This is a genomic window from Flavobacterium sp. RSSB_23, assembly GCF_051547145.1.
Classification (GTDB): Bacteria; Bacteroidota; Bacteroidia; order Flavobacteriales; family Flavobacteriaceae; genus Flavobacterium.
Genome location: NZ_JBPTTO010000003.1, coordinates 86184 through 111771, shown reverse-complemented (window position 1 = coordinate 111771; position 25588 = coordinate 86184). Strand labels below are relative to the sequence as shown.

The 25588-nt window shown below is 33.9% G+C and carries 24 protein-coding genes; 18 read left to right on the top strand and 6 right to left on the bottom strand.

Annotated elements, in window-relative coordinates; genetic code table 11:
• The first annotated feature begins 221 nt into the window (after window positions 1-221).
• The gene (locus ACSVH9_RS07240; RefSeq protein WP_438063130.1) at window positions 222-479 is read left to right on the top strand and encodes a hypothetical protein; all 258 of its coding nucleotides are present in this window, start codon (window positions 222-224) and stop codon (window positions 477-479) included.
• A gap of 86 nt (window positions 480-565) precedes the next feature.
• Here the strand turns inward: ACSVH9_RS07240 and ACSVH9_RS07235 are convergent, their stop codons facing one another.
• Window positions 566-1396, bottom strand: a complete 831-nt coding sequence (locus ACSVH9_RS07235) for a M57 family metalloprotease (RefSeq protein ID WP_438063129.1) — start codon at window positions 1394-1396, stop codon at window positions 566-568.
• Between the two features lie 539 nt (window positions 1397-1935).
• On the opposite strand from ACSVH9_RS07235, the gene ACSVH9_RS07230 reads away from it, so the two are divergent.
• From ACSVH9_RS07230 to ACSVH9_RS07195, 8 genes are all read left to right on the top strand, one after another.
• Window positions 1936-4650 carry a S8 family serine peptidase gene (locus ACSVH9_RS07230; RefSeq protein WP_438063128.1) on the top strand — a complete coding sequence of 905 codons (2715 nt, stop codon included), beginning with the start codon at window positions 1936-1938 and terminating at the stop codon, window positions 4648-4650.
• Window positions 4651-4922: 272 nt separating this feature from the next.
• Window positions 4923-5795, top strand: coding sequence for a DUF808 domain-containing protein (locus tag ACSVH9_RS07225; protein ID WP_438063127.1), 873 nt, complete (start codon window positions 4923-4925; stop codon window positions 5793-5795).
• A gap of 93 nt (window positions 5796-5888) precedes the next feature.
• A complete protein-coding gene (locus ACSVH9_RS07220; protein ID WP_438063126.1) occupies window positions 5889-6308 on the top strand; it encodes a DUF1801 domain-containing protein in 420 nt (139 codons plus the stop codon).
• A gap of 117 nt (window positions 6309-6425) precedes the next feature.
• A complete protein-coding gene (locus ACSVH9_RS07215) occupies window positions 6426-7277 on the top strand; it encodes an HAEPLYID family protein (protein WP_438063125.1) in 852 nt (283 codons plus the stop codon).
• Window positions 7278-7288: 11 nt separating this feature from the next.
• Complete coding sequence (locus tag ACSVH9_RS07210; protein WP_438063124.1) at window positions 7289-7657, top strand: glyoxalase; 369 nt, start codon at window positions 7289-7291, stop codon at window positions 7655-7657.
• A gap of 100 nt (window positions 7658-7757) precedes the next feature.
• The gene (gene parS / locus ACSVH9_RS07205; RefSeq protein ID WP_438063123.1) at window positions 7758-8258 is read left to right on the top strand and encodes a type II RES/Xre toxin-antitoxin system antitoxin; all 501 of its coding nucleotides are present in this window, start codon (window positions 7758-7760) and stop codon (window positions 8256-8258) included.
• A gap of 2 nt (window positions 8259-8260) precedes the next feature.
• Window positions 8261-8731 (top strand): RES family NAD+ phosphorylase, encoded by a 471-nt coding sequence (locus ACSVH9_RS07200; protein ID WP_438063122.1) that lies wholly within the window; start codon window positions 8261-8263, stop codon window positions 8729-8731.
• 109 nt (window positions 8732-8840) lie between these two features.
• Complete coding sequence (locus tag ACSVH9_RS07195; protein WP_024980785.1) at window positions 8841-9728, top strand: carbon-nitrogen hydrolase; 888 nt, start codon at window positions 8841-8843, stop codon at window positions 9726-9728.
• Window positions 9729-9820: 92 nt separating this feature from the next.
• Here the strand turns inward: ACSVH9_RS07195 and ACSVH9_RS07190 are convergent, their stop codons facing one another.
• Window positions 9821-11347 (bottom strand): choice-of-anchor I family protein, encoded by a 1527-nt coding sequence (locus ACSVH9_RS07190; protein ID WP_438063121.1) that lies wholly within the window; start codon window positions 11345-11347, stop codon window positions 9821-9823.
• Window positions 11348-11532: 185 nt separating this feature from the next.
• Between ACSVH9_RS07190 and ACSVH9_RS07185 the strand changes: the two genes are divergently transcribed.
• The gene (locus ACSVH9_RS07185) at window positions 11533-12573 is read left to right on the top strand and encodes an agmatine deiminase family protein (RefSeq protein ID WP_438063120.1); all 1041 of its coding nucleotides are present in this window, start codon (window positions 11533-11535) and stop codon (window positions 12571-12573) included.
• A gap of 74 nt (window positions 12574-12647) precedes the next feature.
• On the opposite strand, the gene ACSVH9_RS07180 is transcribed toward ACSVH9_RS07185, so the two are convergent.
• The gene (locus ACSVH9_RS07180; RefSeq protein WP_438063119.1) at window positions 12648-14909 is read right to left on the bottom strand and encodes a M1 family metallopeptidase; all 2262 of its coding nucleotides are present in this window, start codon (window positions 14907-14909) and stop codon (window positions 12648-12650) included.
• A 165-nt stretch (window positions 14910-15074) separates the two neighbouring features.
• On the opposite strand from ACSVH9_RS07180, the gene ACSVH9_RS07175 reads away from it, so the two are divergent.
• The 4 genes from ACSVH9_RS07175 (at window position 15075) to ACSVH9_RS07160 (ending at window position 19360) form a co-directional block, all read left to right on the top strand.
• On the top strand, window positions 15075-15929 hold the full coding sequence (locus tag ACSVH9_RS07175; protein WP_438063118.1) for an aldose 1-epimerase family protein: 855 nt from the start codon (window positions 15075-15077) through the stop codon (window positions 15927-15929).
• 10 nt (window positions 15930-15939) lie between these two features.
• Window positions 15940-16488: a GNAT family N-acetyltransferase gene (locus ACSVH9_RS07170; RefSeq protein WP_438063117.1), complete on the top strand. Its 549-nt coding sequence runs from the start codon at window positions 15940-15942 to the stop codon at window positions 16486-16488.
• Window positions 16489-16491: 3 nt separating this feature from the next.
• Complete coding sequence (locus ACSVH9_RS07165) at window positions 16492-18690, top strand: TonB-dependent receptor plug domain-containing protein (RefSeq protein ID WP_438063116.1); 2199 nt, start codon at window positions 16492-16494, stop codon at window positions 18688-18690.
• 112 nt (window positions 18691-18802) lie between these two features.
• Window positions 18803-19360 carry a DUF3575 domain-containing protein gene (locus ACSVH9_RS07160; protein WP_438063304.1) on the top strand — a complete coding sequence of 186 codons (558 nt, stop codon included), beginning with the start codon at window positions 18803-18805 and terminating at the stop codon, window positions 19358-19360.
• Here ACSVH9_RS07160 and ACSVH9_RS07155 read toward each other — a convergent pair.
• Window positions 19357-19578, bottom strand: coding sequence for a VF530 family DNA-binding protein (locus ACSVH9_RS07155; RefSeq protein ID WP_438063115.1), 222 nt, complete (start codon window positions 19576-19578; stop codon window positions 19357-19359). The two genes, ACSVH9_RS07160 and ACSVH9_RS07155, sit on opposite strands and share 4 nt — an antisense overlap.
• A gap of 385 nt (window positions 19579-19963) precedes the next feature.
• Between ACSVH9_RS07155 and smpB the strand changes: the two genes are divergently transcribed.
• Window positions 19964-20416, top strand: coding sequence for an SsrA-binding protein SmpB (gene smpB, locus ACSVH9_RS07150; protein ID WP_159685110.1), 453 nt, complete (start codon window positions 19964-19966; stop codon window positions 20414-20416).
• Window positions 20417-20478: 62 nt separating this feature from the next.
• Window positions 20479-21117 (top strand): hypothetical protein, encoded by a 639-nt coding sequence (locus tag ACSVH9_RS07145; RefSeq protein WP_438063114.1) that lies wholly within the window; start codon window positions 20479-20481, stop codon window positions 21115-21117.
• Between the two features lie 54 nt (window positions 21118-21171).
• Here the strand turns inward: ACSVH9_RS07145 and ACSVH9_RS07140 are convergent, their stop codons facing one another.
• Window positions 21172-21813 (bottom strand): protein-L-isoaspartate(D-aspartate) O-methyltransferase, encoded by a 642-nt coding sequence (locus ACSVH9_RS07140; protein ID WP_438063113.1) that lies wholly within the window; start codon window positions 21811-21813, stop codon window positions 21172-21174.
• Window positions 21814-21979: 166 nt separating this feature from the next.
• On the opposite strand from ACSVH9_RS07140, the gene ACSVH9_RS07135 reads away from it, so the two are divergent.
• Both ACSVH9_RS07135 and ACSVH9_RS07130 read left to right on the top strand, forming a co-directional pair.
• Window positions 21980-22945, top strand: coding sequence for a Gfo/Idh/MocA family protein (locus ACSVH9_RS07135; RefSeq protein WP_438063112.1), 966 nt, complete (start codon window positions 21980-21982; stop codon window positions 22943-22945).
• Between the two features lie 80 nt (window positions 22946-23025).
• Entirely contained in the window at window positions 23026-23913 is an 888-nt protein-coding gene (locus tag ACSVH9_RS07130; protein WP_438063111.1) for a 3-hydroxyacyl-CoA dehydrogenase family protein, read from the top strand.
• 76 nt (window positions 23914-23989) lie between these two features.
• Here the strand turns inward: ACSVH9_RS07130 and gpmI are convergent, their stop codons facing one another.
• Window positions 23990-25507: a 2,3-bisphosphoglycerate-independent phosphoglycerate mutase gene (gene gpmI / locus ACSVH9_RS07125; protein WP_438063110.1), complete on the bottom strand. Its 1518-nt coding sequence runs from the start codon at window positions 25505-25507 to the stop codon at window positions 23990-23992.
• Window positions 25508-25588 lie beyond the last annotated feature (81 nt).

Below are 25588 nucleotides of genomic sequence, written 5' to 3'. Positions count from 1 at the left end.
TAGAAAAGGATTTTAACATCGAGAAAGAAAGTAAAACATAAAAACTGCTTTATAAATTAATTTGCTCAAAAACTACAATAAAATCATAAAAATCAAACAATTACATATGCAAATTTAAAACAATCGGAAAACGAGCCACATTAAAAAATCACATTACCAGCAATTTTATAGTATTGATAAACTGATTTTATTTAGTTTTGCTTTAGGCAAAATTAGTAAACATGGACATCGTTAAATTCAAAATCACCCCAAAAACCATAAAAGTAGAAGTACGTAACTCCAACAATTACGTATTTAATTTTAATAGTGCGGTGGAAATCGATAAACAAGACCGAGACGTTTTATTAAAATTATACAATGCGCTAGACCTACTTTTCAAGAAAGAACCTACTAGTGAACCTAAAAATTACATTTCTCCTAATCAAACCAACATCTTAGATCAAATTAAGGAAGTTGGTGCTACTGATGAACAATTGTAATCTTATTTAGATATTCAAATAAAAAAAGGCTGTCTCAAGAATACGAGACAGCCTTTATTAATTTTGATAAAGCCCCCAATCAATCTCTAATATAAATAGTTAAGAGCAGTTATATCGTTACTGTTGAACGCACCTGTCTCGCTTCCGCTAAAACAAGCTCTCATATAAGATGTAGCATCATAACCAGAAGGAGTTCCAGGAATTAAGACGGCACCAACACCTGCTGTTCCTTCACTTTGATTAGATCCACAACTTTGGCGGCTAAACCAATCGGTATGACGCAAACCTATACAATGCCCGATTTCGTGTGCAGATACGTGTGCATTCACACCAGTAGAATAGCTATCCAATCCTGAATACAATGTTACAGTGTTAAAAGGCAACCCTCCAGAAGGGAAACCAGCTACACCACCTGCGGAACCTGTTTGTCTTCTTACCACAATATTAGCCCCAGTAGTACTTGAACTAAAAGTAAGTGTAAAAGTAAGTGACAACCCTAGACTGTTGTATCTATTAATTGCAGCTTGTAATCCACTACGCATTCTGCTAGATAAAGCACTAGTACCTGTACCTGTAAGACCAACAACTCTTATAGTTCTTGGTGCAGACACTAAATTATTCGTACGATACTGTTCTGTAGTTATCCCACCGTGTAGTTCCATTTTGTCCAATTGTTCTTTGGTCATAAGGATACATCCTTCAATCAAAAAGGCATCTTCGGTAGTACCATCTAATTTGGTGTTTTTAACCACTTTTACGTCTTTATTGTTCAGTGAAAGTGAGCTAATTTTTCCTAAAATTTCAGGGGTAATTTTAGTAGCTTCTTGGTTTAATGAATTAGTATCATCTTCTTTGTTGCAAGAGAATAGTGTCAATAGAATTAATGACACTGCGAAAATTGTTTTTAATTTTCTCATTTGTTAATTTTTTAGGTTAGTTAATAGGTTGATTTTGAGGGGGCTCTACCAAAATATTATACTCAAAACTAAATATTATTAGTATTATAAAACTGATAAAAACGAATAATTTAACAAAACATTATGATTTAGTTAAGTAAATGTTTATCAGTATTTTAGCAAAACATCAGTAAAATCAACAATTGAGAGTAAATAAATCAAAATCAAGCCATTAAACACCTAAAAAGAAATTATAAGGATACCATCCACTAAAAACATATTTTTATAAAACAGAAAAATAAAAAGTAAATCGAATAATCATTTTCTTCCATAAAATAAAATAACTCTAAGGAACTTGTAGCTGAGTATTGAAATAAAATTCAATAAGTATATTGTTACAAATATTTTAATAACTTTGGTTCAAACACAAATGATAACTAATTAATTAAGAATGCAATAAAATTCATTTAGTTCATTTTGTTTAGTTTAAAACGTAAGTCCCCAACTCTTACTTTTAGTTTTCATTAGATTTAATAAAAATGTAATATGTCCTAACATTTATGAAAACACGAATCACCTACCTACTACTCTTTTTAATTACAACTCTATGCTTTTCTCAAAATTTCGATAAATGGAAGCAGTACTTAGAAAAAAACAATGAAAAAAGAAGTGAAAATTATTATTTAACAACGCTACAAAATGCCTACCATCATAAATACAAAGTCGTAAAAAAACTAGACGATAGTTTTTGCATCATCGAAAACAAAGATTCAGCCACCGATAGATTATCTAAGGAAACGCTCCCAACAAATAATCTTTGGAAATTACCTGCTGAGTTTTCTAGGCACCATCAAGAGGAACAATATATTATTGCTACTGATGATATGCAATCATTATTGACCGATTTGAAATCTATTTCTCTTGTACCAATAGAGTTGATAAACAATAAATTAGTAAGCATAAGAAGCAATACTGATAAAATAATGCAAATTATAACTTTCAATAGTGTTGTATCTGTAAATCAAGAATCATTTCAACCTAAAGTAGAAAGTAAAATAGTAGATCAAAATTTCACTATCAACAATGTTACCAAAGCTAATACCTACTTCCCACTGATAACTGGTGACAACCAAATTGTATCTATCAAAGATGATTTCTTCGATTTGGCTGATATTGATTTATTGAACAAACATATTCCTTCAACTACGCAGTCCGCAACTGTATCAAGTCACGCAAGCGCAATGGCAACAATAGTTTCTGGTATAGGGAACAGCTCAGTTTTAGGAAAAGGAGTTGCTCCAAAGTCAAAAATACAATCCTCTGATTACTTAAAAATATTTCCTGATGATATCAATACTTTTAAAGGCTCGACCACACAGAATCATTCATATGGTACCTTCATTGAAAACTTTTATGGTTCCTTGGCCAATGCGTATGATGAGCAACTCTTTCTCAACCCCAATTTGACTCATTGCTTTTCATCAGGAAACAAAGGAATCGAAGGTTATAAATCTATTACTGGAAATTTTAAACAATCTAAAAATAGTATTGTCATAGGTTGTATAGACCAAAATGAAACAATCTTGTCCTTTTCTTCCAAAGGTCCAGCATACGACGGGCGAGTAAAACCTGAAGTAGTAGCCTATAGTACGCAAGGCACATCTAACGCTACAGCACTAGTAACTGGCGTAATAACGCTTATGAAGCAACATTATCAATCTGTAAACAATGTCGCTTTGACCAATGCACAAACTAAGGCTATTTTAATAAATAGTGCCAAAGATGTAGGAAATATTGGCCCTGACTTTAATTATGGTTACGGAAATGTTGACGCTTATAAAGCCTTAAAAACTATTAGTGATAATAGAATACTTAACGGAACTTCGACTTCAAATCAAACCAATTCACATACTTTAACAGTTCCTACTAACACCAAAAGCCTCAAAGTAACGATAGTTTGGAACGATTTACCTGCAGCAATCAACAGCAACATTAGTCTGATAAATGACCTTGATTTAGAACTTATTGCTCCAAACAACACAACTTATTTACCTTGGGTACTTAACCCTGAAGCCCCACAACAACCCGCAACAAGAGGAAAAGATAAAATCAACAACATAGAACAAATTGTTGTTGAAAATCCTACTGCGGGAACGTACACCATTCAAATCAGTAGTAAAACTCTTGCCTCAGTTTCTCAAGATTATAGCATTGCTTATGAATATGAAGCAAACAACCATTTTGAGTGGAATTATCCTTTGCAAAACGATAATTTCCCCTACGATGGAAGAACGATATCTCCTTTCAAATGGACTTCCTCATTTACGGGAACTACTGGGCAATTATCTATTAGTTACGACGACGGACAAACTTGGGAAATCATTGACAATACTATCGCTCTGGATAATAAACAATTTACATTTACTCCATCTGAGCAAAAATTTAGTAAAGCAAAATTAAAAATGAGAATCGCATCCGTCGATTACCTCTCTGAAACGTTTACTATTTCTTATGATTTAAACATTAATACCACTTTGGTTTGTGATGGTACAACCGAAATTACTTGGGAAAAACCTAAAAATGTAGTGGCTTTTAACCTTTATGAATTAATTGGGGATAAAATGCAATTCAAAACCCAAACCACCAATACTTCCTATACTTTTAGCAATGAAAAAACGTTTACTGTAACTCCTCTTTTCGGCAATAACGAAGGGATAAAAAGTGAAGCCACTTTACAATTTCCAGCAAATTCAAATTGTTACTTTGAATTCTCTTTTGCCGAAATTTTTGAAGAAGATAAAATCAAAATAAAAGCAAGTCTTTTCAGTTTGTACAACATTAAAAAAATTGAGCTTATAAAAGTTGTCAATAACACCGAAAATATCCTTGCAACAATTGATAATATTAACTCCAAAGAGTTCTTTTTTATAGATTCAATGCCAACCAAAGGAAATAATAAATACAGAATCAATATCGTTTTACAAACCAACAACAACATAAGTTCTTCTGTTCTTGACGCTAACTATCTCGGAAATGATTTCTTTTTTGTGTATCCAACTTTATTGAACAAAAATCAAGAACTAATCGTAGAAGCCAAAAAAGAAGACAACTCAATGTTTTATTTATACAACCTAAATGGTCAAAATACGATGACTTGCCCTTTACTTTCAAAAACCAATACTGTTAATTTAAAAATCAATTCGGTAGGTGTTTATGTTTATAAAATAGTAACAAGTTCAGGTGAAGCACAAACTGGAAAAATTGCCGTATTTTAGGTTTAAAAAATTGATTCATAATCAAAATTTGCCATATATAAGAACGGAAAATCAATGCTCTTCTTGGATTATAGTTTCTAGCTAGATAATTAATTCTATACTTTCCCATAACTTCTAAACAAAAAATAAAACGCTTCAAAAAAAAGTAAATTTTATCTAAAATCGAATGGAAATTCAATCAAAAATGTAGTAGTTTAGCTGAATTAAATGACAAAAACCGACAAATAAATTAGCTCTTTAGCTATAACTTTCACTAAACTAAATGATTATATATGGGATCAGGATTTTTTGCACTTTTAGATGATATTGCAGCAATAATGGATGATGTGGCAGCAATGAGTAAAATTGCTACCAAAAAAACAGCTGGAATTTTAGGAGACGACCTAGCTGTCAATGCCGAAAAAGCTTCAGGATTTGTTTCCTCACGTGAGCTACCAGTATTGTGGGCCATTACTAAAGGTTCGTTTTTAAACAAACTAATCATTCTTCCAGTAGCCTTTGTACTTAGTGCTTTTTCGCCTTTGGCCATTAAAGTAATTTTAGTTTTAGGAGGGCTTTATTTAGCTTATGAAGGTGCCGAAAAAATTTATGAATATTTCTTTCCGCATCATCATCACGAAGCTGAGATTTCATTAACCCAATCTTTTACCGAAGAAGAGATTCTTGCACAAGAAACAGGAAAAATAAAAGCAGCTATTGTTACAGATTTTATCCTCTCTGTTGAGATTGTAATCATTGCCTTAGGAACCGTTTTAGAGAAATCAATTACAACTCAAATTGCAGTAGTATCCATTGTTGCCATTATTGCTACTATCGGTGTATACGGCATTGTAGCTTTAATTGTTCGTATGGATGATATGGGATTCAAACTAATGCAATTAAGCAGTAAAGAAAATGGTTTTTTAACCAAAATTGGAAACTTTTTGGTTAACGCTTTACCTAAAGTCATTAAAAGTTTAGCCGTAATCGGAACTATCGCATTAATTATGGTGGCTGGTGGAATTTTTGCCCACCAAATCGACTATTTACATCACGTGCTACCACAAGTTCCTAGTTTCATCAAAGAGCCTTTATTTGGCTTAGTGTTTGGTGGTATTACACTACTTATCGTAACCATCATAAAGAAAATTTTGGGTAAAAATTAAACAACACCCCTATTTTCAATTAATTACAAGTTAGCTTTTGTTTTATTTACAAAATAAAAGCTAACTTTATTTTTTATATTAATCTTAAAGAAGATGGCACAAAAAACTACCGAAACAGATCAAAATGTAGCTGATTTTATTGAAAAATTTGCCGATTCAGAACAAAAGAAAAAAGACAGCCAAAAATTAGTTGAAATTATGCAGGCAGTTTCTGGATGTGAAGCTACAATGTGGGGAGCATCAATCATTGGATTTGGCAAATATCACTACAAATACGAAAGCGGACACGAAGGAAATGCACCGCTATTGGGTTTTTCTCCAAGAAAGTCAGCGATTTCGTTATATGTTTTTACTGGACTCGAAGAGCACGAATCACTTTTAACAAGTTTAGGGAAATTCAAAAGAGGAAAAGCGTGTTTGTATATAAATAAGCTCAGTGATATCGATTTGGATCAATTGCAAAAAATTATGAAAGCCAATATCGAATACTTAAAAACTCGGTTCGAGTCATAAATCAAGAATTAGAAAGAGCATTTCACGGAAATTAATAGATTATTATAATGATTAGCAAACTCCAACCAAACTTAGCGACCTCAATAAATTTTAAACTAGGAAAATAATTTTATTCTAATGAAAAAGCTTTTTATTGTTTTACTATCCATTCTATTTCCTTCAATGGTTTTCAGCCAAAATGAAAATAAAAAAGAAAAAGACAGCTTATACATTGAAGCAGTAGAAAACAAACTACATCCAGATAAAGTACTTCACGCCGAGCCCCTTTATATTGATTTAATTAGAGATTTAGGTGCCCGAAAAGGAGAAAAAGAATGGAACGTTGGATTTGAATTAAAAGACAACAATACATTTGATTCATACAATGGATTTGTAGAATACGAGTGGGCAGTCATTGATCGCTTAGGTTTAGAAATTGAAGTCCCATTCACTTTTTATTCTCCAAACAACAGCGGCGCTACCATTCCGAAAAATGCCATAGATGGATTAAAACTAGCTACACAATACTCGTTTTATGTTTCTGAAAAAAACAAAACCACACTAGCAATTGCCTACTTAAACGAATTCGAACTACCCGGTTTTTCAGATTATGGAAAATCGAAAGCCATAATTGGTAACATTTACAATCCTTTTTTTGTTGCTGCAAAACGATGGGGAAACAATTTTCATACTTTACTTTACACTGGGCCCGTGATAGAACACGAATTTGAAAACAATCATATCGAAACTACGTGGCAAATCAATACTAATTTCCATTATATGATTCCTGGTACTAGTAACTTTATTGGAATAGAATTGAATAAAGAGATTCATAATGGCGCTTTCGATATGGTCATAAGGCCTCAAATGCGTGTTGGAATAATTGATAATTTATTAATTGGAATTGTAACTGGAATCCCAATAAGCAAAGAAAACGAACGCTTTAGTACTTTCTTGCGACTAATTTATGAACCCAAAGGCATACATTAAAAACAAAAAAAATGCAATTCAAAACCAAATCCATCCGCCCATTTATAGGATCCAAAAACTTCGCGGAATCAAGACAGTTTTATAAAGAGCTAGGCTTTAATGAAAGTATTCTTTCTAGCAATATGAGTTATTTCAGTACCCAAAATTTTGGCTTCTACCTACAAGATGCTTATGTAAAAGACTGGATTGACAATACTATGGTTTTTATGGAAGTTGAAAATGTTGAAGAATTTTGGGAATCATTAGTAGCGTTACATCTGACTAAAAAGTATCCTACTGCCAAATTAGTCCCTATTCGCCATCTCGACTGGGGAAAGGAATGTTTTTTACACGATCCTTCTGGTATTCTTTGGCATTTTGGAGCATTTACTTTAAAGTAAATTTTAATTTATTTTTGAACTAAAAAAGCAAATATGTTGTATGTTTGTAGTATATATGCTTTTTATTGAAATCTTTAAAAAAACGCTAAACACAATTCAAATGGAAAATGAGAACATAAAAAAGAAGTCTTTTAATCCCCAAGAAAGTATTAGTCGAGCAAAAGAATATAAGATAACAAAACCAAAATGGCACATCCTTTCTGAAGGAAATGAATATATATGGACCTCAAAACTAGAACGAGTAAATATCATCAGAAAAGGCATTCCATATGAATCAATTGAAGGAATCAGCAAGAGAATTAATCTTCCAATAAAGGAAGTTTTGTACTTATTTGGTTTACCACAAACCACCTACAACAAAAAAAGAAGAGAAAAATCCTTACTCAATGGTAGAGATAGCGAAATTGTTTTATTACTTACCGAATTAGTTGATTTTGGAATAGAAGTATTTAATAATGAAGAAGATAAATTTCAAAGATGGCTAAAAAAACCCAACTACGCTTTAGGGGGTTTTACACCTGAAAGTTTATTAGATTCAACTACTGGTATTCAAGAAGTCAAAAATTGTTTGAATAGACTAGAACACGGAAGCTTTGCCTAATTATGAGAGTGTTCAGAATCGAAAGAGAAAAATACTTATCCACCACTTTAAAAGGCATTGGAGCGGCTTTAAGCGAGGGGTTTAGATGGAACAGTGCCAATACAAATTTAGTTTATACAGCTGAATCTAGAGCATTAGCTACTTTAGAAATAGCCGTACATCTTGACTTAACAAGTGATTTACCGACAGATCGTTTTTATGTTGAATTATTTATTCCCGATGAAATTGAAATATTTGATTTGCCCCTAGAAAGCCTTCCTGAAGGTTGGGATTCAAAACCACCTTTATTAGAAACGCAATACATTGGTGATGATTTTGTGTTACAAAAGGAAGCATTAGTATTACGAGTTCCTAGTAGTATCATTCCTCAAGAATATAACTATTTAATTAACCCACACCATCCAGAAATCAAAAAAATAAAAATTATAAGCACTGAAAAACTAGCCTTTGACCATCGCTTAAAAACAAAATAAATAGCATCTTCAATCAACCCTTATTTATACTGTGCAAATACAACTTTCATTTTACCTCATTAGAACTCTTTAGAAAAAATAACTACTTTTGCACTCTAAATTTTAAGTTATGCCTAATAAAAAATACAAAATAGCGGTTATTCAATTAAACCTCAACGATGTTGCTGAAAACAACTTAAAAAAATGTTTACACTGGGTTCGAGAAGCTGCAAAACAAGGTGCAGAGGTTATTTCGTTACCAGAATTATATAGCAGTCATTATTTTTGTCAAAGTGAAGACGTGGATAATTTTGCCTTGGCAGAACCATTGTACAGTACTTCATTTATTGCTTTTTCGGCATTAGCCAAAGAATTAGGCGTGGTAATCATTGTTCCTTTCTTCGAAAAGAGAATGGCGGGAATTTACCACAACAGTGCTTACATCATTGATACCGATGGAACCGAAGCTGGACTGTATCGCAAAATGCACATTCCAGACGATCCACATTTCTATGAAAAATTCTACTTTACGCCTGGCGACATTGGTTTCAAAGCTTTCCCAACTCAAAAAGGAAAAATTGGAACCTTAATTTGCTGGGATCAATGGTATCCAGAAGGCGCACGACTTACTGCTTTGCAAGGAGCTGAAGTGTTATTTTACCCAACCGCAATTGGATGGCATCCTTTAGAAAAAGAACAATATGGTGAAAACCAACACGGCGCTTGGATGAATGTAATGAAAGGTCACGCGGTAGCCAATGGTGTGTATGTAGCCGCAGCCAACCGTATTGGTTTGGAACAATACATCGAAGGAACTGCTGGAATTGAATTCTGGGGTTCGTCATTTATTGCAGGTCCACAAGGCGAAATTTTAGCACAAGCTTCACACGATAAAGAAGAAATACTAATCGCTGAAGTTGATTTGGATTTACAAGAAAACGTACGTCAGAATTGGCCGTTTTTCAGAGACAGACGAATCGATGCTTTTGGGGACATTACCAAAAGAGCAATAGACTAACTTCAAAAAAGTCGCTAAAAAATTAAGCGTCTGAAATTCTAAGAATATTTTAAACTTAGAATCTCAGACGCTTTTCTATTGAAAACCTTGAGTTAATTCAATTCAGGCTGGAAAATCTTAACGCTTCCATCCCCTTCACTACTTACGATAACCATACTTTTCTTGTTCGGACTTTTATCAGCTGGAATAAAAGTAAGTCCTTCAGGTGCATCTCCCGTTTTGATGGCTTGTAAAAACTTGGGAGCGGTTGGAGAAGTTACATCATAAATCATCAAAGCATCGGCTCTTTCTAGACCCACAAAAAGAATTTGCTTATTTCCCATTTTGGTTACATAAACCGCCTCAGGTTCTACTCCTTTATCATCACTTCTATTGTCATCATAAAGTCCCAATTCGTGTGCTTTTTTATCCAATTCATTTTTACTATCAAAAACTAAAGCACCGGTATTGCCATTCCAAATCGAAAATGAACGAGCACCAAAACTTACCAATTCATCAAAATCGCCATCGCCATCAGTATCTCCCATTTTTGTATTGATATTCAAACGTCCCAAAACACCATCCGCTTTCATAGCAGCAGCCGTTGGAAAAACCGTCGGGTCCAAAACTACAGAAGAATGATTGATTCTTCTAACATCTACAAAAGCACTGTATTCACGAGCGTCCCCTTCATTGGCTGTAACCAAATAAGGAATGGAATTACTCTCAAAATTGGCAATCGCATCTGGTTGAAACATCCCTTTCACCTTCCAAGTGGCAAAAGCAATAGCGCCATCTTTATCGCTTACATCTATAGCATTATCTGCCAAAGAATAGTCTTTATATCCTAATGGAAAAAGTTGTACATTCTTTTTGCCTACCAAATCAATTTTAGCGATTCCATTATTTTCTTGCAAAGTAACCCAAGCCGTTTTTGAATCCGAAGAAATCGTAACATATTCTGGTTCAATATCGTTAGCAAAATTATTGGAAACACTTGCTGTACGAAATCCTTTGGTTTTTAAATCAGATAATTGTGTGCTGAATTGAGCAAAATTTAAAGTAGTCACAGCATAATTCGCAGCAACATCAATAATCGAAACAGAACCTTCTGGATCCAATGAATACGTATCATTAGGTTCTCCTTCATTAGCAGTTACAATATATTTACCGTCTGGCGAAAAAGTAATCATATCTGGTAACGCTCCTACCGTAATTTCTTTAATCAAAGCATAAGTCGAAGTATTAAAAACAACCACTTTTCCTGCCTCTTGTTTATTTGATTTAGATTCTAAAGCTACAGCTAGTTTTCCTCCATAAACCGCAACGCTATTGGCAGCACCATTGTAGGTAGCCATATCAATACTTGTTAGGACAACAGGTTTTGTAGGATCAGTTAAATCAATTACATCAATTTTGTTGGTTGAGCTGTTGTTTACCGTAAAAAGCCTTTTGGTAGTTTCATCATAAGCGCTAATTTCTGCAGCGCCAGTTCCACCAATTGTTATAGTACCAATTTCTTTAAACGAAGCTGGGTTTTCATTATATCCCAATTCTGAGCTAGGATTTTCGTCATTGTCATTTTCACAACCCACTAATAAAAATAAGGCTGCAAATACTGCTAGAGTTTTCTTAATCATTGTTTTAAATTTAGTTTTTTCAAAAATAGCGCGACCTAAAGGCTCAAGCATTACCTAAATATTATATAATCTTTAACATAAAAAACAAACACAGCAAACCAAGCTTTATAAAATGTATGAACTTCAATTCTATTTTAATTCTTGGGAATGTTTATCTTTGCCCGAAGTAAAATTGGCATCTATTTATGACTACAACCTCAAGAAGATTTCCCGCAGAATGGGAAAAACAACAAGGAATCCTATTATGTTTTCCACATAACGGAAAAGACTGGCCTGGAAAATACGAAGCGGTACAATGGGCTTTCGTAGAATTCATCAAAAAAGTAGCCACCTACGAAACTGTTTTTTTGCTAGTTGCCGATGAAAAACAACAAGAGAAAGTCACTGAATTGCTAACAATGGCTACAGTAAATTTAGAGCAGATATCCTTCATCATTCATAAAACCAATAGAAGTTGGATGCGTGATTCTGGTCCAATCATTGTGAAGAATGGTAATCAAAGAGAAGCCTTGAATTTCAATTTTAACGGTTGGGCAAAATACAAAAACATCAATTTAGACAAACACGTACCGAGTAAAGTTGCTGAACATTTACAACTTCCCTTAACTCAAGTTACCTACAAAGGAAAACCCGTAATTGTAGAAGGTGGTGCTATTGATGTAAACGGACGTGGTACCTTGTTAACTTCAGAAGAATGCTTAATGCATCCTACGATTCAGGTGCGTAACGAAGGCTTTACCAAAGAAGATTATGAAGCCGTTTTTAAAGAGTACTTAGGCATTACCAATGTCATTTGGCTAGGTGATGGTATCGAAGGTGATGATACACACGGACACATCGATGATTTATGCCGATTTGTAAATGAGGACACTATTGTCACCATTATAGAGACTAATCCAGAAGACAGCAATTACAAACCTTTGCAAGACAACCTAAAACGTTTACAAAATGCGAAACTAGAAAACGGTCAAGCACCTGTAATTATTACTTTACCTATGCCGAAACGCATTGATTTTGATGGATTGCGTTTGCCAGCGAGTTATGCTAATTTTTTGATTTTAAATAACTGTGTTTTAGTACCTACTTTCAATGATGCAAATGACAGAGTAGCGTTGAATATTCTTTCAGAATGTTTTCCAGATAGAGAAATCATTGGCATTAGCGCCATCGATTTTATTTGGGGATTTGGAACTTTACATTGTTTGAGTCAACAAATTCCAGAGTAAATACAATTTTAAAGAACATAAAAAAACGACTGTTTGATGGTTTCTAACAGTCGTTTTCATTTAATGATAATTGATTATTTTTCTTTGGTAAAAGGAATCACTTGTCCATTTCCTGTAATCACCATATCAAATCCTGTTTTTGCATCATTGAACTTGAATTTTAATCCAGCCGCAGGAGCTTCAAACGTATTTGCTTCACCAGTTACCGGAGTCGCTGTAAAAGAAGGATATCCTGATATTCCAACATTCAAAGCACTGTTCTTTTCTGTCAAAGTTATTTTCAAAGGAGCATTGGCTGTAGCATAAACCCCTAAATAATCATCAAGAATCACATCTTTTTCTAATTTACCTGTAGCGGCTGTCCAAGTATTATTAGCAGTATTTGAATCTGGAAAAACATGATCTGGATCAATTACTACACTTTCTATTTCTTCTGTAGAATTGTGTTTAAATGACCAATCCTTATTACGTTGCCAAATTTCAACTGGTAATTTCACTCGAGTAACTTTGCCACTTTTGGTTTTAATATCAACAACTATCGGCATCGCCATTTTTTCAAAATTCTCAATAGTGATAATGATTCCTTTTTTGGGGTCATTTTTCACATATTTTACTGAGTTTACACCTTGATCCAAACGCCAGTTGTATTGGAACCAACCTCTCCAAAACCAACTCAAATCTTCGCCAGCAACATTCTCCATTGTTCTAAAAAAATCATCAGGAGTAGGATGTTTGAAAGCCCATCTTTCCACATACGTTTTAAAAGCCGTATCAAAACGCTCTGGTCCTAAAACTTGCTCTCTTAAAATCACTAAACCAGAACTTGGCTTAAAATAGGCCAACACCCCAATGTTTTTCTCTTTCATATTATCAGGAGAACTCATGATGGTCTCTAGTTTAGGGCTAGTCAACATTTCGCTAATTTGGTGCAAATCTGATGGTCCATCTTTGTATTCTCCTTTGTTAAAATCAACACCACTTAAGGAATTGATAAAAGTATTGAAACCTTCGTCCATCCAAGCGAATAAACGTTCGTTAGACCCAACAATCATTGGAAACCAAATGTGTCCAAACTCGTGGTCTGTCACTCCCCATAAATCTTTTCCTTTGGATTCCCATCCACAAAAAACAATCCCTGGATATTCCATTCCACCTTCATTTCCTGCAACATTGGTCGCTACTGGATAAGGATATTCTAACCAACGCTTAGAATAATTTTCAATAGAACCTTTTACGTATTCGGTAGAACGTCCCCAAGCCTCGTTGCCTGCAGATTCTACAGGATAAGCAGATAACGCCAATGCTTTTTTACCGCTAGGCAAATTCATTCTCGCTCCATCTAGGATAAACGCTGGAGAAGAAGCCCAAGAAACATCGCGGGAGTTTTTAATTTGATAATGCCAAGTTTTAGTAGCTGATGTATTGTTTTTTGCGGTAGCATTTACTTCATCCGCAGAACGAATCACAACAGTTTTATCGCTAACCAAGGCTGCTTTATATTGCTTTAATTGCTCTGCAGTATACACTTCAGCTGGATTCAACAACTCACCAGAACACACCACCATATGATTGGCTGGCGCAGTAATTTTAATATCAAAATTACCGTACTCCAAGTAAAATTCTGAAGCCCCTAAATAAGGATTCGTATTCCATCCGCGTACATCATCGTAAACACACATACGAGGATACCATTGTGCCATTGTGAAGATTTTTCCATTTTTGGTTTCCAAAACTCCCATACGGTCAGAACCTTCGTTTGGTGCAATAAAAGAAAACTCGATTTTCAATTTCACACTTCCTCCTTTGGCAGCAATAGCTTCAGGAAGAAAAACTTGCATACGAGTATCTGTAATAACAAATTTTACATCGGTTGCAGTTTTGGCTTTTCCAGAGATAGCTTTAACCGATTTAATTTTAAAACCCGCGTCAAAAATTTGTCCTTGACCACCATTTCTACTTCCTGTCAAAGGAACTAAAGCTGTTCCTCTAGAATCTTGTTTGAACAAATTCTGTTCTAAATTCAACCAAAGAAAGCCTAATTTATCTGGGCTGTTATTAGTATAAGTGATTTCATCTGTACCTATAACTTCATTGGTGGCGTCATTTAATTTAGCCGTTAACTGATAATCCGCACGGTTTTGCCAGTAAGCAGGTCCAGGTTCACCACTTGCTGAACGTGTAGAAGTTCCATTTTTGGTATAAAAATGCGGTGCAAACGCATCGTGATAATCGTACTTAGAAACTAGTTCTTTTGTTTCAGCTGGAGCAGGTTGCTGACCAAAAACGGAGAGTACTCCGAAAAAAATGCCCAAGCAAGAAAGCCACTTTGTCTTCATAATATCTATAATTTTTGTTAGTGTAGCTACAAATTAAATGAAAAAATAGTTATTTATAACATTACAAATAAAGAAATTAAGATAATTCTTAAGGTTTAATATATTCAGCTTCTCTGTTTATAGGAATATCAATATCTTTACCTTTCATTATAAAATAAAAAAATCGTGACCACAATTACCATAAAAAACGACCAAATAACGGCACAATTTAAAACACTTGGAGCCGAATTATTTTCTTTAAAAGATAAAAACAACAAGGAATTCATTTGGGAAGGTGACCCTAATTTTTGGGGAAAGCACTCCCCTATTTTGTTCCCAATAGTAGGTTCTTTAAAAAACAATACTTTTGAAAATAATGGCGACTCCTATTCGCTACCACGTCACGGCTTTGCTCGAGAATTGACCTTTGAAGTAATAGATAAAAAGGAAGACAGTGTTATTTTTTCATTACAATCCAATGAAGAAACGCTAAAAAAATATCCTTTCTCGTTTGAACTTCAATTGAGCTATACCCTAATTGGTTGTTCATTGCATTTAGGATACAAAGTCATCAATACATCGGATAGTGTACTCCCGTTTTCTATAGGAGGACATCCTGCGTTTGCTTTACCCAAAGCTTTTGAAAAATATAGTTTACAATTTGATGCTTCAAATTCACTAACCTATCATTTACTTGAGGAGGGGTTGATTTCAAATCAAACGAAAACTATCGAAATCCCAAATCAACAATTGAATTTGGAGTATCCGTTATTTGAAAATGATGCTTTAGTGTTCAAAAATATACCTTCAAAATCTGTAACAATTTTAGAAGAAAACCAACCCATACTCAAAGTAGACTATGCCGATTTTCCAGACCTTGGCGTTTGGACACCAGTAAATGCTCCTTTTATTTGTATTGAACCTTGGTTTGGTTATTCAGACACCCCAAATAATTCAGGAAAAATTATTGAAAAAGAAGGGATTCAATTGGTCGAGCCAAATTCTTTTTTTCAATCCAATTATACAATAACGCTTATTTAAATTTAGACAAATGCTAACCATCAACTTCTCACCTTTTCCAATTTTAGAAACTGAAAGACTCATCCTAAGAAGAGTGCTGCCTTCTGATGTTAAAGAAATGTTCGAATTGCGTTCCAATCCAGAAACTATGAAGTACATCCCAAGGCCTTTGTTAACGAATCACGAAGAAGCCTTAGCTCATATTCAAATGATGGAAGACAAAATTGAAACCAATGAAGGAATCAATTGGGCCATTACATTAAAAGGTGATGATACCATGCTAGGAGTTATTGGACACTATCACATCAAACCCGAACATTACAGAGCCGAGGTTGGCTATATGATTTTACCCGAATATCACGGAAAAGGAATTACTACAGAGGCCGTACAATGCGTTGTAGATTATGGCTTCAATACTATGCGATTACATTCTATTGAAGGAGTAATCGACCCTGAAAATGGAGCATCTGAAAAAGTTTTACAAAAATGTGGTTTCGTTAAAGAGGCACATTTTAAAGAAAATGAGTTTTATGATGGTAAATTTATAGATGCGGTGGTATATAGCATATTGAACAAGTAAAAAATGAAGCAAGTTATTATAGCCTTGTTTTGTCTATGCCCTTTTATGGGCTTTTCACAAGCAACAAAAGACAGCGTAAATGCTGTTGAATTAAACGAACTAGTGGTTAGTGCTAGACGTTTTGCACAACCTAAAATTAAAATGACACAGCAAATAGAAACGCTGTCCAAAAAACAAATCGAGTTTCAAAATTTTCAAACCAGCGCTGATGCACTTGCGAATTCTGGAACATTGGCGGTTCAAAAATCACAACAAGGTGGCGGTAGCCCAATCATTAGAGGTTTTGAATCCAGTAGAATTCTGTTACTTGTAGACGGAATCCGAATGAACAACCTTATTTATCGTGCTGGTCATTTGCAAAATATAATCACCGTTGACAAAAATATGCTCGAAAATATTGATGTGCTCTTCGGCCCTTCTTCTACCGTCTATGGAAGTGATGCAATAGGTGGAGCGATTTTTCTTCAAACCAAAAACGCCCGTTTACTTGACGAAAATGACAATAAAAAGTTTTCTGGAAACGTATTGTCTTCTTACAGCACTGTAAACGAAGGCAAATCTGGTCATTTTGATTTTAATTATGCTGGCAATCGATGGGCGAGTCTAACCTCTTTTTCTTATAATGAATTTGGAGATTTAAGAATGGGAAAAAACAAAAATGGAAATAATGCCTTTTTTGGAGAACGCCCTTTTTATGTAGTAACCAATAACGGAGTAGACACTCAAGTGGCTAACACAAATAAATATATTCAGAAATTCTCTGGCTATACGCAATATGATTTTATGCAAAAAGTAGTTTTTAAGCAAAACGAATCTACTAAACATCAATTGAATATTCAATATTCCACTACTTCTGATATTCCAAGATACGACCGTTTGACGGACACCAATGCAGCAGGCAAATTAAGGTCGTCCGTTTGGAATTACGGTCCACAAGACAGATTTTTATCAGCCTATAAACTAGTAAAAAAAGACATTTTTGGCTCCACAACCTTGAATTTGAACGCTAGTTATCAACGAGTAGAAGAAAGCAGGATTACCAGAAGCTTTGGCAGTGCCAATCAAACTTCAAGAATAGAAAAAGTAAACGTGTATGCCTTGACTTCTGATTTTAAAACTAAAATTGGTAATGGAGATTTGGTATACGGTGCCGACTTTTACTATGATGATTTACAATCGAAAGGGATTCGCAAAAACATCTTAACTGACGCCGAATCCGTTACAGATTCCCGTTATCCTGATGGAAAAAACAATACACTTAGAGCCGAAGCATTTGCTTATTTCAATAATGACATTACTGATTTAACAACATTCAATACTAGTTTTAGAGGTGGTTTTACTCAATTGAATAGTGAAACTGATACTAATTTTTTCAAACTTCCTTACACAACAGTAAAACAAGAAAATTTCACCTACAGTGGTGCCGTTGGAATTGTTCATAACCCTAGTAAGAATGTGAAATTAGTGTTCAATTTAGCCTCAGCTTTTCGAGTACCGAATATCGATGACTTGGCTAAAATTTTCGAATCCGTTCCTGGAAGAGTCATTGTTCCGAATCAAAATATAAAACCAGAACAATCTGTAACTGCTGATATGGGAATCACCTTTTGGGAAGGTAAACGCTTTCAACTAGAAAACACCTTCTTTTATACCCGATTGTATGACGCCATTGTAACTTCGCCTTACACACTTAACGGGCAAAATAGCTTGGTATATGAAGGACAATTAAGTCAAATCTACGCGAATCAAAATCAAGGAAAAGGGGAAATTGTAGGGCTTTCAACTTCTCTAAAATGGTATTTGTTTCCAAAATTGCTTTTGTATGGTAACTTCAATTACACCAACGGAAGAGTTGAAAATAACTCAGGTAGATTTCCTCTAGACCATATCGCTCCAACCTATGGAAAAGTAGGCTTGAGTTATGAAGCCGATAAGTGGATGGTGGATGCTTATGTTTTATACAATGGCAAAAAAAGACTAAAAGATTATTCTCCAAGTGGAGAAGACAATTTACAATATGCACCAGCCAACGGTATGCCTTCTTGGGAAACCTATAATTTGAAAGGTGCGCATAAATTAATAAACAACCTTACCCTCTTTTCTGGTATAGAAAACTTATTGGACATACAATACAGAACTTTTGCTTCTGGAATAAACGCTGGAGGGCGAAATTATTATTTGGGAGGAAAATATTCGTTTTAAATTTACAAACAGCAGATTTTGCTAATTCTATTATGAATTAGCAAAATTTGTTTTTTTAACATCAAATCCTATTTCAAATATTAGGCTTATCTTTACAGAAAAGAAGATGAAGATGAGAAAAACTATTGCAGTTGTTCTATTTGTATTAACATTAAATTCTTATAGTCAAACCTATATCAAATTTAATGGCGTGACAGCATTAGTTGGTGTTCCTAATATTGGAATTGAAACAAGCATCGGAGAAAAATTGACTTTTAGCTTTGATGTAATGGCTTCGTTCTGGAAATCATTTGATGGAAAACATCCAATGCAATTTTACACCTTTACACCAGAAGTTAGATACCATTTTAAAGAGAAATATAAGGGTTGGTATTTTGGTGGTCACATTGGTCCAGATGTTTATAAACTTCAAAAATGGAATTACTGGGACTCCAATAAATATGAAAATGGTTTTGGATATCGATTAGGAGGGACAATTGGTTATAACTTCAAAATTAATGAAAAAATAAACCTAGACGCTTTTGTCGGTGGTGGATGGCATCAAGGATTTTATAAAGGATATTACAATGATGGCACACCAGGCCGCTATGAAAATGCAAAAGATTGGAACAAAAGTGGAGAATGGCTGCCCTACAGAGGAGGCGTAATGATAACCTACAAATTGAATTAAAACTTAGTTAGGGAACGCAAGTATAACTCTTCTACTTGTTTTCTAGCCCAATCTGTTTTTCGTAAAAAAGTCAAACTTGATTTTACACTTGGGTTAGTTGTAAAACATTTAATTTTAATCAATTCACCTAAAGTATCAAATCCATAATAAGCAACTAATTGCTCTACTATCATTTGTAAAGTAATCCCGTGTAGAGGGTCTTTTGATTGTTGTTTCATAAGGCAAAAATACAATTAATGATTCAAAAAAGACATAAAAAAGGTGTTTACCATTTGTAAACACCTTTTCTCTTTTTAACTAATCTAAAAAATCATATTAATTCACACGCTCAATTTTATTAGAATTTACAATGACATCGGTACTAAGTATATCATTTGTAACATTAAACAGTATGCACTAACATCAATTCATAAACAAACTTCAAAAATCAAATTCAAAACAGTTTATCATTACAATGGGTAACTCTTACATAAAAATTGTTTTAAGTTGTATGTCAAAAATAGTAACTAATTCTATAGTAATGAATGATAAAAATCAGGTATTAAAAAAAGAACTAAAACTATATTTCCAATATTTTTATTTTTATCCTACATTTGCTGTCCTATGCTAAAATCAGTTAACATTCTCAACAAAAGAGCGCGCTTTGATTATGAAATAATCGAAACCTACACTGCTGGAATTGTACTTGTAGGTACCGAAATTAAATCTATTCGTTTAGGTAAAGCCAATATTACCGAAAGCTTTTGCGAATTCAGTAATAACGAATTATTTGCCATCAATACTTATATCGAAGAGTATGCTTTTGGAAACCAATTCAATCATAAAGCCAGAAGTGAACGCAAATTGTTATTAAACAAAAGAGAGTTAAAAACCTTAGCTCGAAGTGTACAAGCCAAAGGGCTTACTATTGTCCCCTTAAAGTTGTTTACCAATGAAAAAGGTATGGCAAAACTTCAAATTGGTCTTTGTAGAGGAAAGAAAAATTACGACAAAAGAGAATCTCTAAAAGAGCAAGACACTAAAAGAGATTTAGATAGAATAAAAAAAGCGTATTAATTTTCAACTTTTATTAAGTATAATCGTTATTTTTACTTTTCAAAACCAAAAAAATAACGATTATGAAATTGTATTTAACTTCCCTATTTTGTATTTTACTAGTTAGCTGTGGTAGCAATACTGCAATAGTAAACAGTTGGAATGACCCAGAAACAACAATCACTCAAGAACAATTCAAAAAAGTTCTAGTTGTAGCTTTAGTAAAAGACGAAGCCACTCGCAGAACAACTGAAAACAGAATTGCTTCAGCTAATCCTATCTTTAAAACTTCCTACCAATATTTAAACGGAACCAATTTACAGCTAACCAACGAACAAAAACTCAAAATCCTTAAAGATGAGAATTTTGACGGTGTTTTGACTATGCGTTTAGTTAGTACAGAAAAAGAAACCAATTATGTTCCTGGAACAAATACTTCCTTGTACTACGGAGGTTTTGGAGGAATGTATACTGGAATGTATGGTTATGGTTTTGGAAACTGGTACGGAATGTATTCCCCTAATTTTTATACACCTGGATATTACCAAGAGACAACCTACTATATGGTCGAAACCAACATATTTTCTCTAAATAAAAACAAGTTAATCTGGACTGGTACTACCAAATCTTCTTATATAACAGACATAGGCTTAACTGTGGATGAAATTATGAAAACACTATATAAGCAAATGATAAAAGACGGTTCTGTTACAAAAAAATAAACACTAAACAAGTTTAAAAAAGGGTTTTGAAACTATATTCAAAACCCTTTTTTTTTAATTTTTATCTTCTAACAAAGGAACAAATCGAAATTCTCCAAATTCGTGCTTTTCAAATTGTGTAGCATTTTTTCGAATCAATAAGGTCATTATTTGGACATCTTCCCCTAGAGGAATTACCAACCTTCCTCCTATCTTTAACTGAGCCATAAGCGGCTTTGGAATAATCGGAGCACCTGCAGTAACAATAATACTATCAAATGGTGCATGCAATGGCAATCCTTTATAACCATCTCCAAAAGACAAATGCTTAGGTCTTATCCCTAATTTTGGAAACAAAACAGAAGTCTTCTTGAACAATTCATTTTGACGTTCAACACTATATACTTTTGCTCCCATTGCATACAAAACAGCCGTTTGATATCCTGAACCCGTACCTATTTCTAATACTTTGTCATCTTTTTTAACTTCTAACAATTGAGATTGAAAAGCGACAGTGTACGGTTGTGAAATTGTTTGACCGGCACCAATAGGAAACGCTTTGTCTTGATAAGCATAATCTTCAAAACTTGAGTTTAAAAAAAGGTGTCTTGGTATCTTACTTATCGCATCTAAAACGTTCTTATCAGTTATTCCTTTTTGTTGCAAAAGGCTTACTAATTGATTCCGAAGTCCTTGATGTTTGGCAGTATCTTTCAAATCTAAAACTAATTATTTTGGTAAAAATAAACTAAAAATTCAAATTCCAAATGAAAAAGAAAATCAAATAAAAAATAGCATTTTTTAATAAAAAGAGGCTTTAATTTGGAATTGTAAAAATTGGATTTTCTCATTAAATTGCTATTTTTGTAGAAAGAACATTCTTATGCTAAAAATTGGAGTATTGGGTGCAGGTCACCTAGGAAAAATACATTTGCGTTTGTTGCAACAATCTGACAAATTTGAATTAGTAGGTTTTTATGATGAAAATCTTGAAAATGGCCAAAAAATTGAAAAAGAATTTGGCTATAAACAATTCAAAACTATCGCTACTCTAATTCATGCTGTTGATGTCATTGATATTGTTACACCAACGCTTTCTCATTTTAAATGTGCCAAAGTTGCCATTAAATCTGGAAAGCACGTCTTTATAGAAAAACCTATCTCTAATACTGTTGATGAAGCGCTTGAAATTATCGCTTTAGCCAATGAAAACAATGTCAAAGGACAAGTAGGTCACGTAGAACGATTCAATCCTGCATTTATCGCTACCAAAAACATGATTGAAAACCCTATGTTTATTGAAGCCCATCGACTAGCCGAGTTCAATCCACGTGGGACAGATGTTCCTGTTGTACTCGATTTAATGATACACGATATCGATGCTATTTTAAGTGTGGTGCAATCCAAAGTAAAAAATGTAAGCGCTAGTGGTGTATCTGTTATTAGCGAAACTCCAGATATTGCCAATGCAAGAATTGAATTTGAAAACGGTTGTGTAGCTAATTTAACAGCTAGCCGAATTTCAATGAAAAACATGCGTAAATCAAGATTTTTTCAAAAAGACGCGTATATCTCTGTTGACTTTTTAGAAAAAAGATGCGAAGTAGTTAAAATGAAAGATGCTCCAGAAGTTCCTGGCGATTTCGATATGATTTTACAAAATGCAGAAGGTGTAAAAAAACAAATCTATTTTTCTAATCCAGAGGTAGAACAAAACAATGCTATCTTAGACGAATTAAACTCTTTCGCAGACGCTATTAACAACAATACTACCCCAGTTGTTACCTTAGAGCAAGCAACAGAAGCGCTTAGAGTAGCGTATCAAATTATTGATTGTTTTAAAAAATAACCCTATATATAAAATTAAAAAAAAATAAAGCTTAAAGTTTTTTGCTATAACTTTGAGCTTTTATATTTAAACAAAATCTTATGAAAACAATAGCTGTTATAGGTTCAGGTACTATGGGTAACGGAATCGCCCACACCTTTGCACAAAGCGGATTTACAGTAAAATTAATTGATGTTTCTGAAAAAGCATTAGATAAAGGAATGGCAACCATTGCAGCCAATTTGGACCGAATGGTAAGCAAAGGCACCATTACAGAAGAAGACAAAGCCAAAACTATTACCAATATCATTACGTATACGGATATCAAAGACGGAGTAGTTGGTGTAGATTTAGTGGTTGAAGCCGCTATAGAAAACGTAGATTTAAAACTGAATATCTTCAAACAATTAAATGAAGTTTGTTCTCACAATACCATTTTAGCGACCAATACCTCATCAATTTCAATCACACAAATTGGAGCTGTAGTAAGTCATCCAGAGCGCGTTATCGGTATGCATTTTATGAATCCGGTGCCAATCATGAAATTAGTTGAAATCATTAGAGGGTACAATACTTCTGATGAGGTTACCGAAATTATCATGAAATTATCTGAAAAACTAGGAAAAGTACCTGTTGAGGTAAACGATTATCCTGGTTTCGTGGCGAACCGAATTTTGATGCCTATGCTAAATGAAGCAATAGAAACATTGTACAATAAAGTAGCAGGCGTTTACGAAATAGATACGGTAATGAAACTTGGAATGGGACATCCAATGGGACCGTTACAATTAGCAGATTTTATTGGTTTGGATGTGTGTTTAGCCATTTTAAATGTAATGTACGAAGGATTCAAAAATCCAAAGTATGCTCCTTGCCCATTATTGGTCAATATGGTACGTGCTGGAAAATTAGGAGTAAAATCAGGAGAAGGATTCTATGACTACAGTGAGAGCAAAAAAGCTGAAAAAATTTCAAAAATGTTTTTGTAATTTTTTATTCCCTAAAAATAACAAACCCCAAAATCAAATGATTTTGGGGTTTGTTATTTTTATATAAGATTTTAGACTACAATAACGAATGACTTGTCATCACAGCAGGTTTTTCAATTCCCATCAATTCTAAAATTGTTGGAGCAATATCACCTAACACACCATCATTAATTTTTTTCAATTCTTTGTCAACTAGAATAATTGGCACTGGATTCGTAGTGTGCGCTGTATTTGGACTACCATCAGGATTAATCATCGTTTCGCAATTTCCATGGTCCGCAATTACGATAGTGGTATAATCATTTGCCAAAGCCGCTTCAATTACCTCTTTCACACAAGCATCTACTGCTTCACAAGCTTGAATAGCAGCACTCATTACTCCTGTATGACCAACCATATCACCATTTGCGAAATTCAAACAAACAAAATCAACTTCACCTTTATTCAATTCAGGAACCAATGCATCTTTCAATTCATATGCGCTCATTTCAGGTTTCAAATCATAAGTGGCTACTTTTGGAGAATTCCTCAAGATACGAGTTTCGCCCTCAAATGGAGTTTCTCTACCACCAGAGAAAAAGAACGTTACGTGTGGATACTTTTCTGTTTCTGCAATACGAATTTGTTTTTTATTCGCTTTTTCTAAAACTTCACCAAGTGTCTCAGTAATATTATCTTTGTTATAAACTACTTTTACATTTTCGTAAGTTTCATCGTAATTCGTCAATGTAACATAATACAAAGGCAATTTGTGCATGTTTTGCTCATGAAAATCTTTTTGAGAAAGAGCTTCTGTTAACTCTCGGCCTCTATCAGTTCTGAAGTTAAAAAAGATTACCACGTCATCAGCCTGAATAGTTGCCAAAGGTTGATTAGTAGCATCAACCACTACTAACGGATCAATAAACTCATCTGTAACATTTTTTGCGTAACTTTCTTCAATAGACGCAACAGCATCTTGAGTAGGCTTTCCTGTACCGTTAACTACTAAATCGTAAGCTAATTTTACGCGTTCCCATCTTTTATCACGATCCATAGCATAATATCTACCAACAACAGATGCTAATTTAGCAGTAGTGGGTGCTATGAAATTTTCTAAATCTTGGATGTATTGTTTTCCTGATTTTGGATCCACATCACGACCATCGGTAAAGGCGTGTACAAATACATTTTCCAAACCGTATTCTTGAGAAGCCGTAATCAATCCGCGTAAATGCGAAGTATGTGAATGCACTCCTCCATCAGAAACTAGGCCTAAAAAGTGTACTTTTTTGTTGTTTTCTTTGGCATAAGTAAAAGCATCAATTAGAACAGGCTCTTTTGCTAAAGTATTATTAGCTACCGCCAAATTAATTTTAGCCAAATCTTGATACACGATTCTTCCCGCACCAAGGTTCATATGACCTACCTCACTATTACCCATCTGACCTTCTGGTAAACCAACGTTTAAACCATCAGTTCTTAACTGTGCACTTGGATAGTTGTCGTATAGACTATTTATAAAAGGAACATTTGCATTGTCTATTGCAGATACTTTAGGATCAGGAGATTTTCCCCATCCATCAAGAATCATAAGTATAACTTTCTTATTCATGATAATTTTTTTATCAAAGATAAAGAATTTTCAAAAGCCGAAAAAGGTTTCAAAACATACCTAAAAATTTCAATCGTTGTA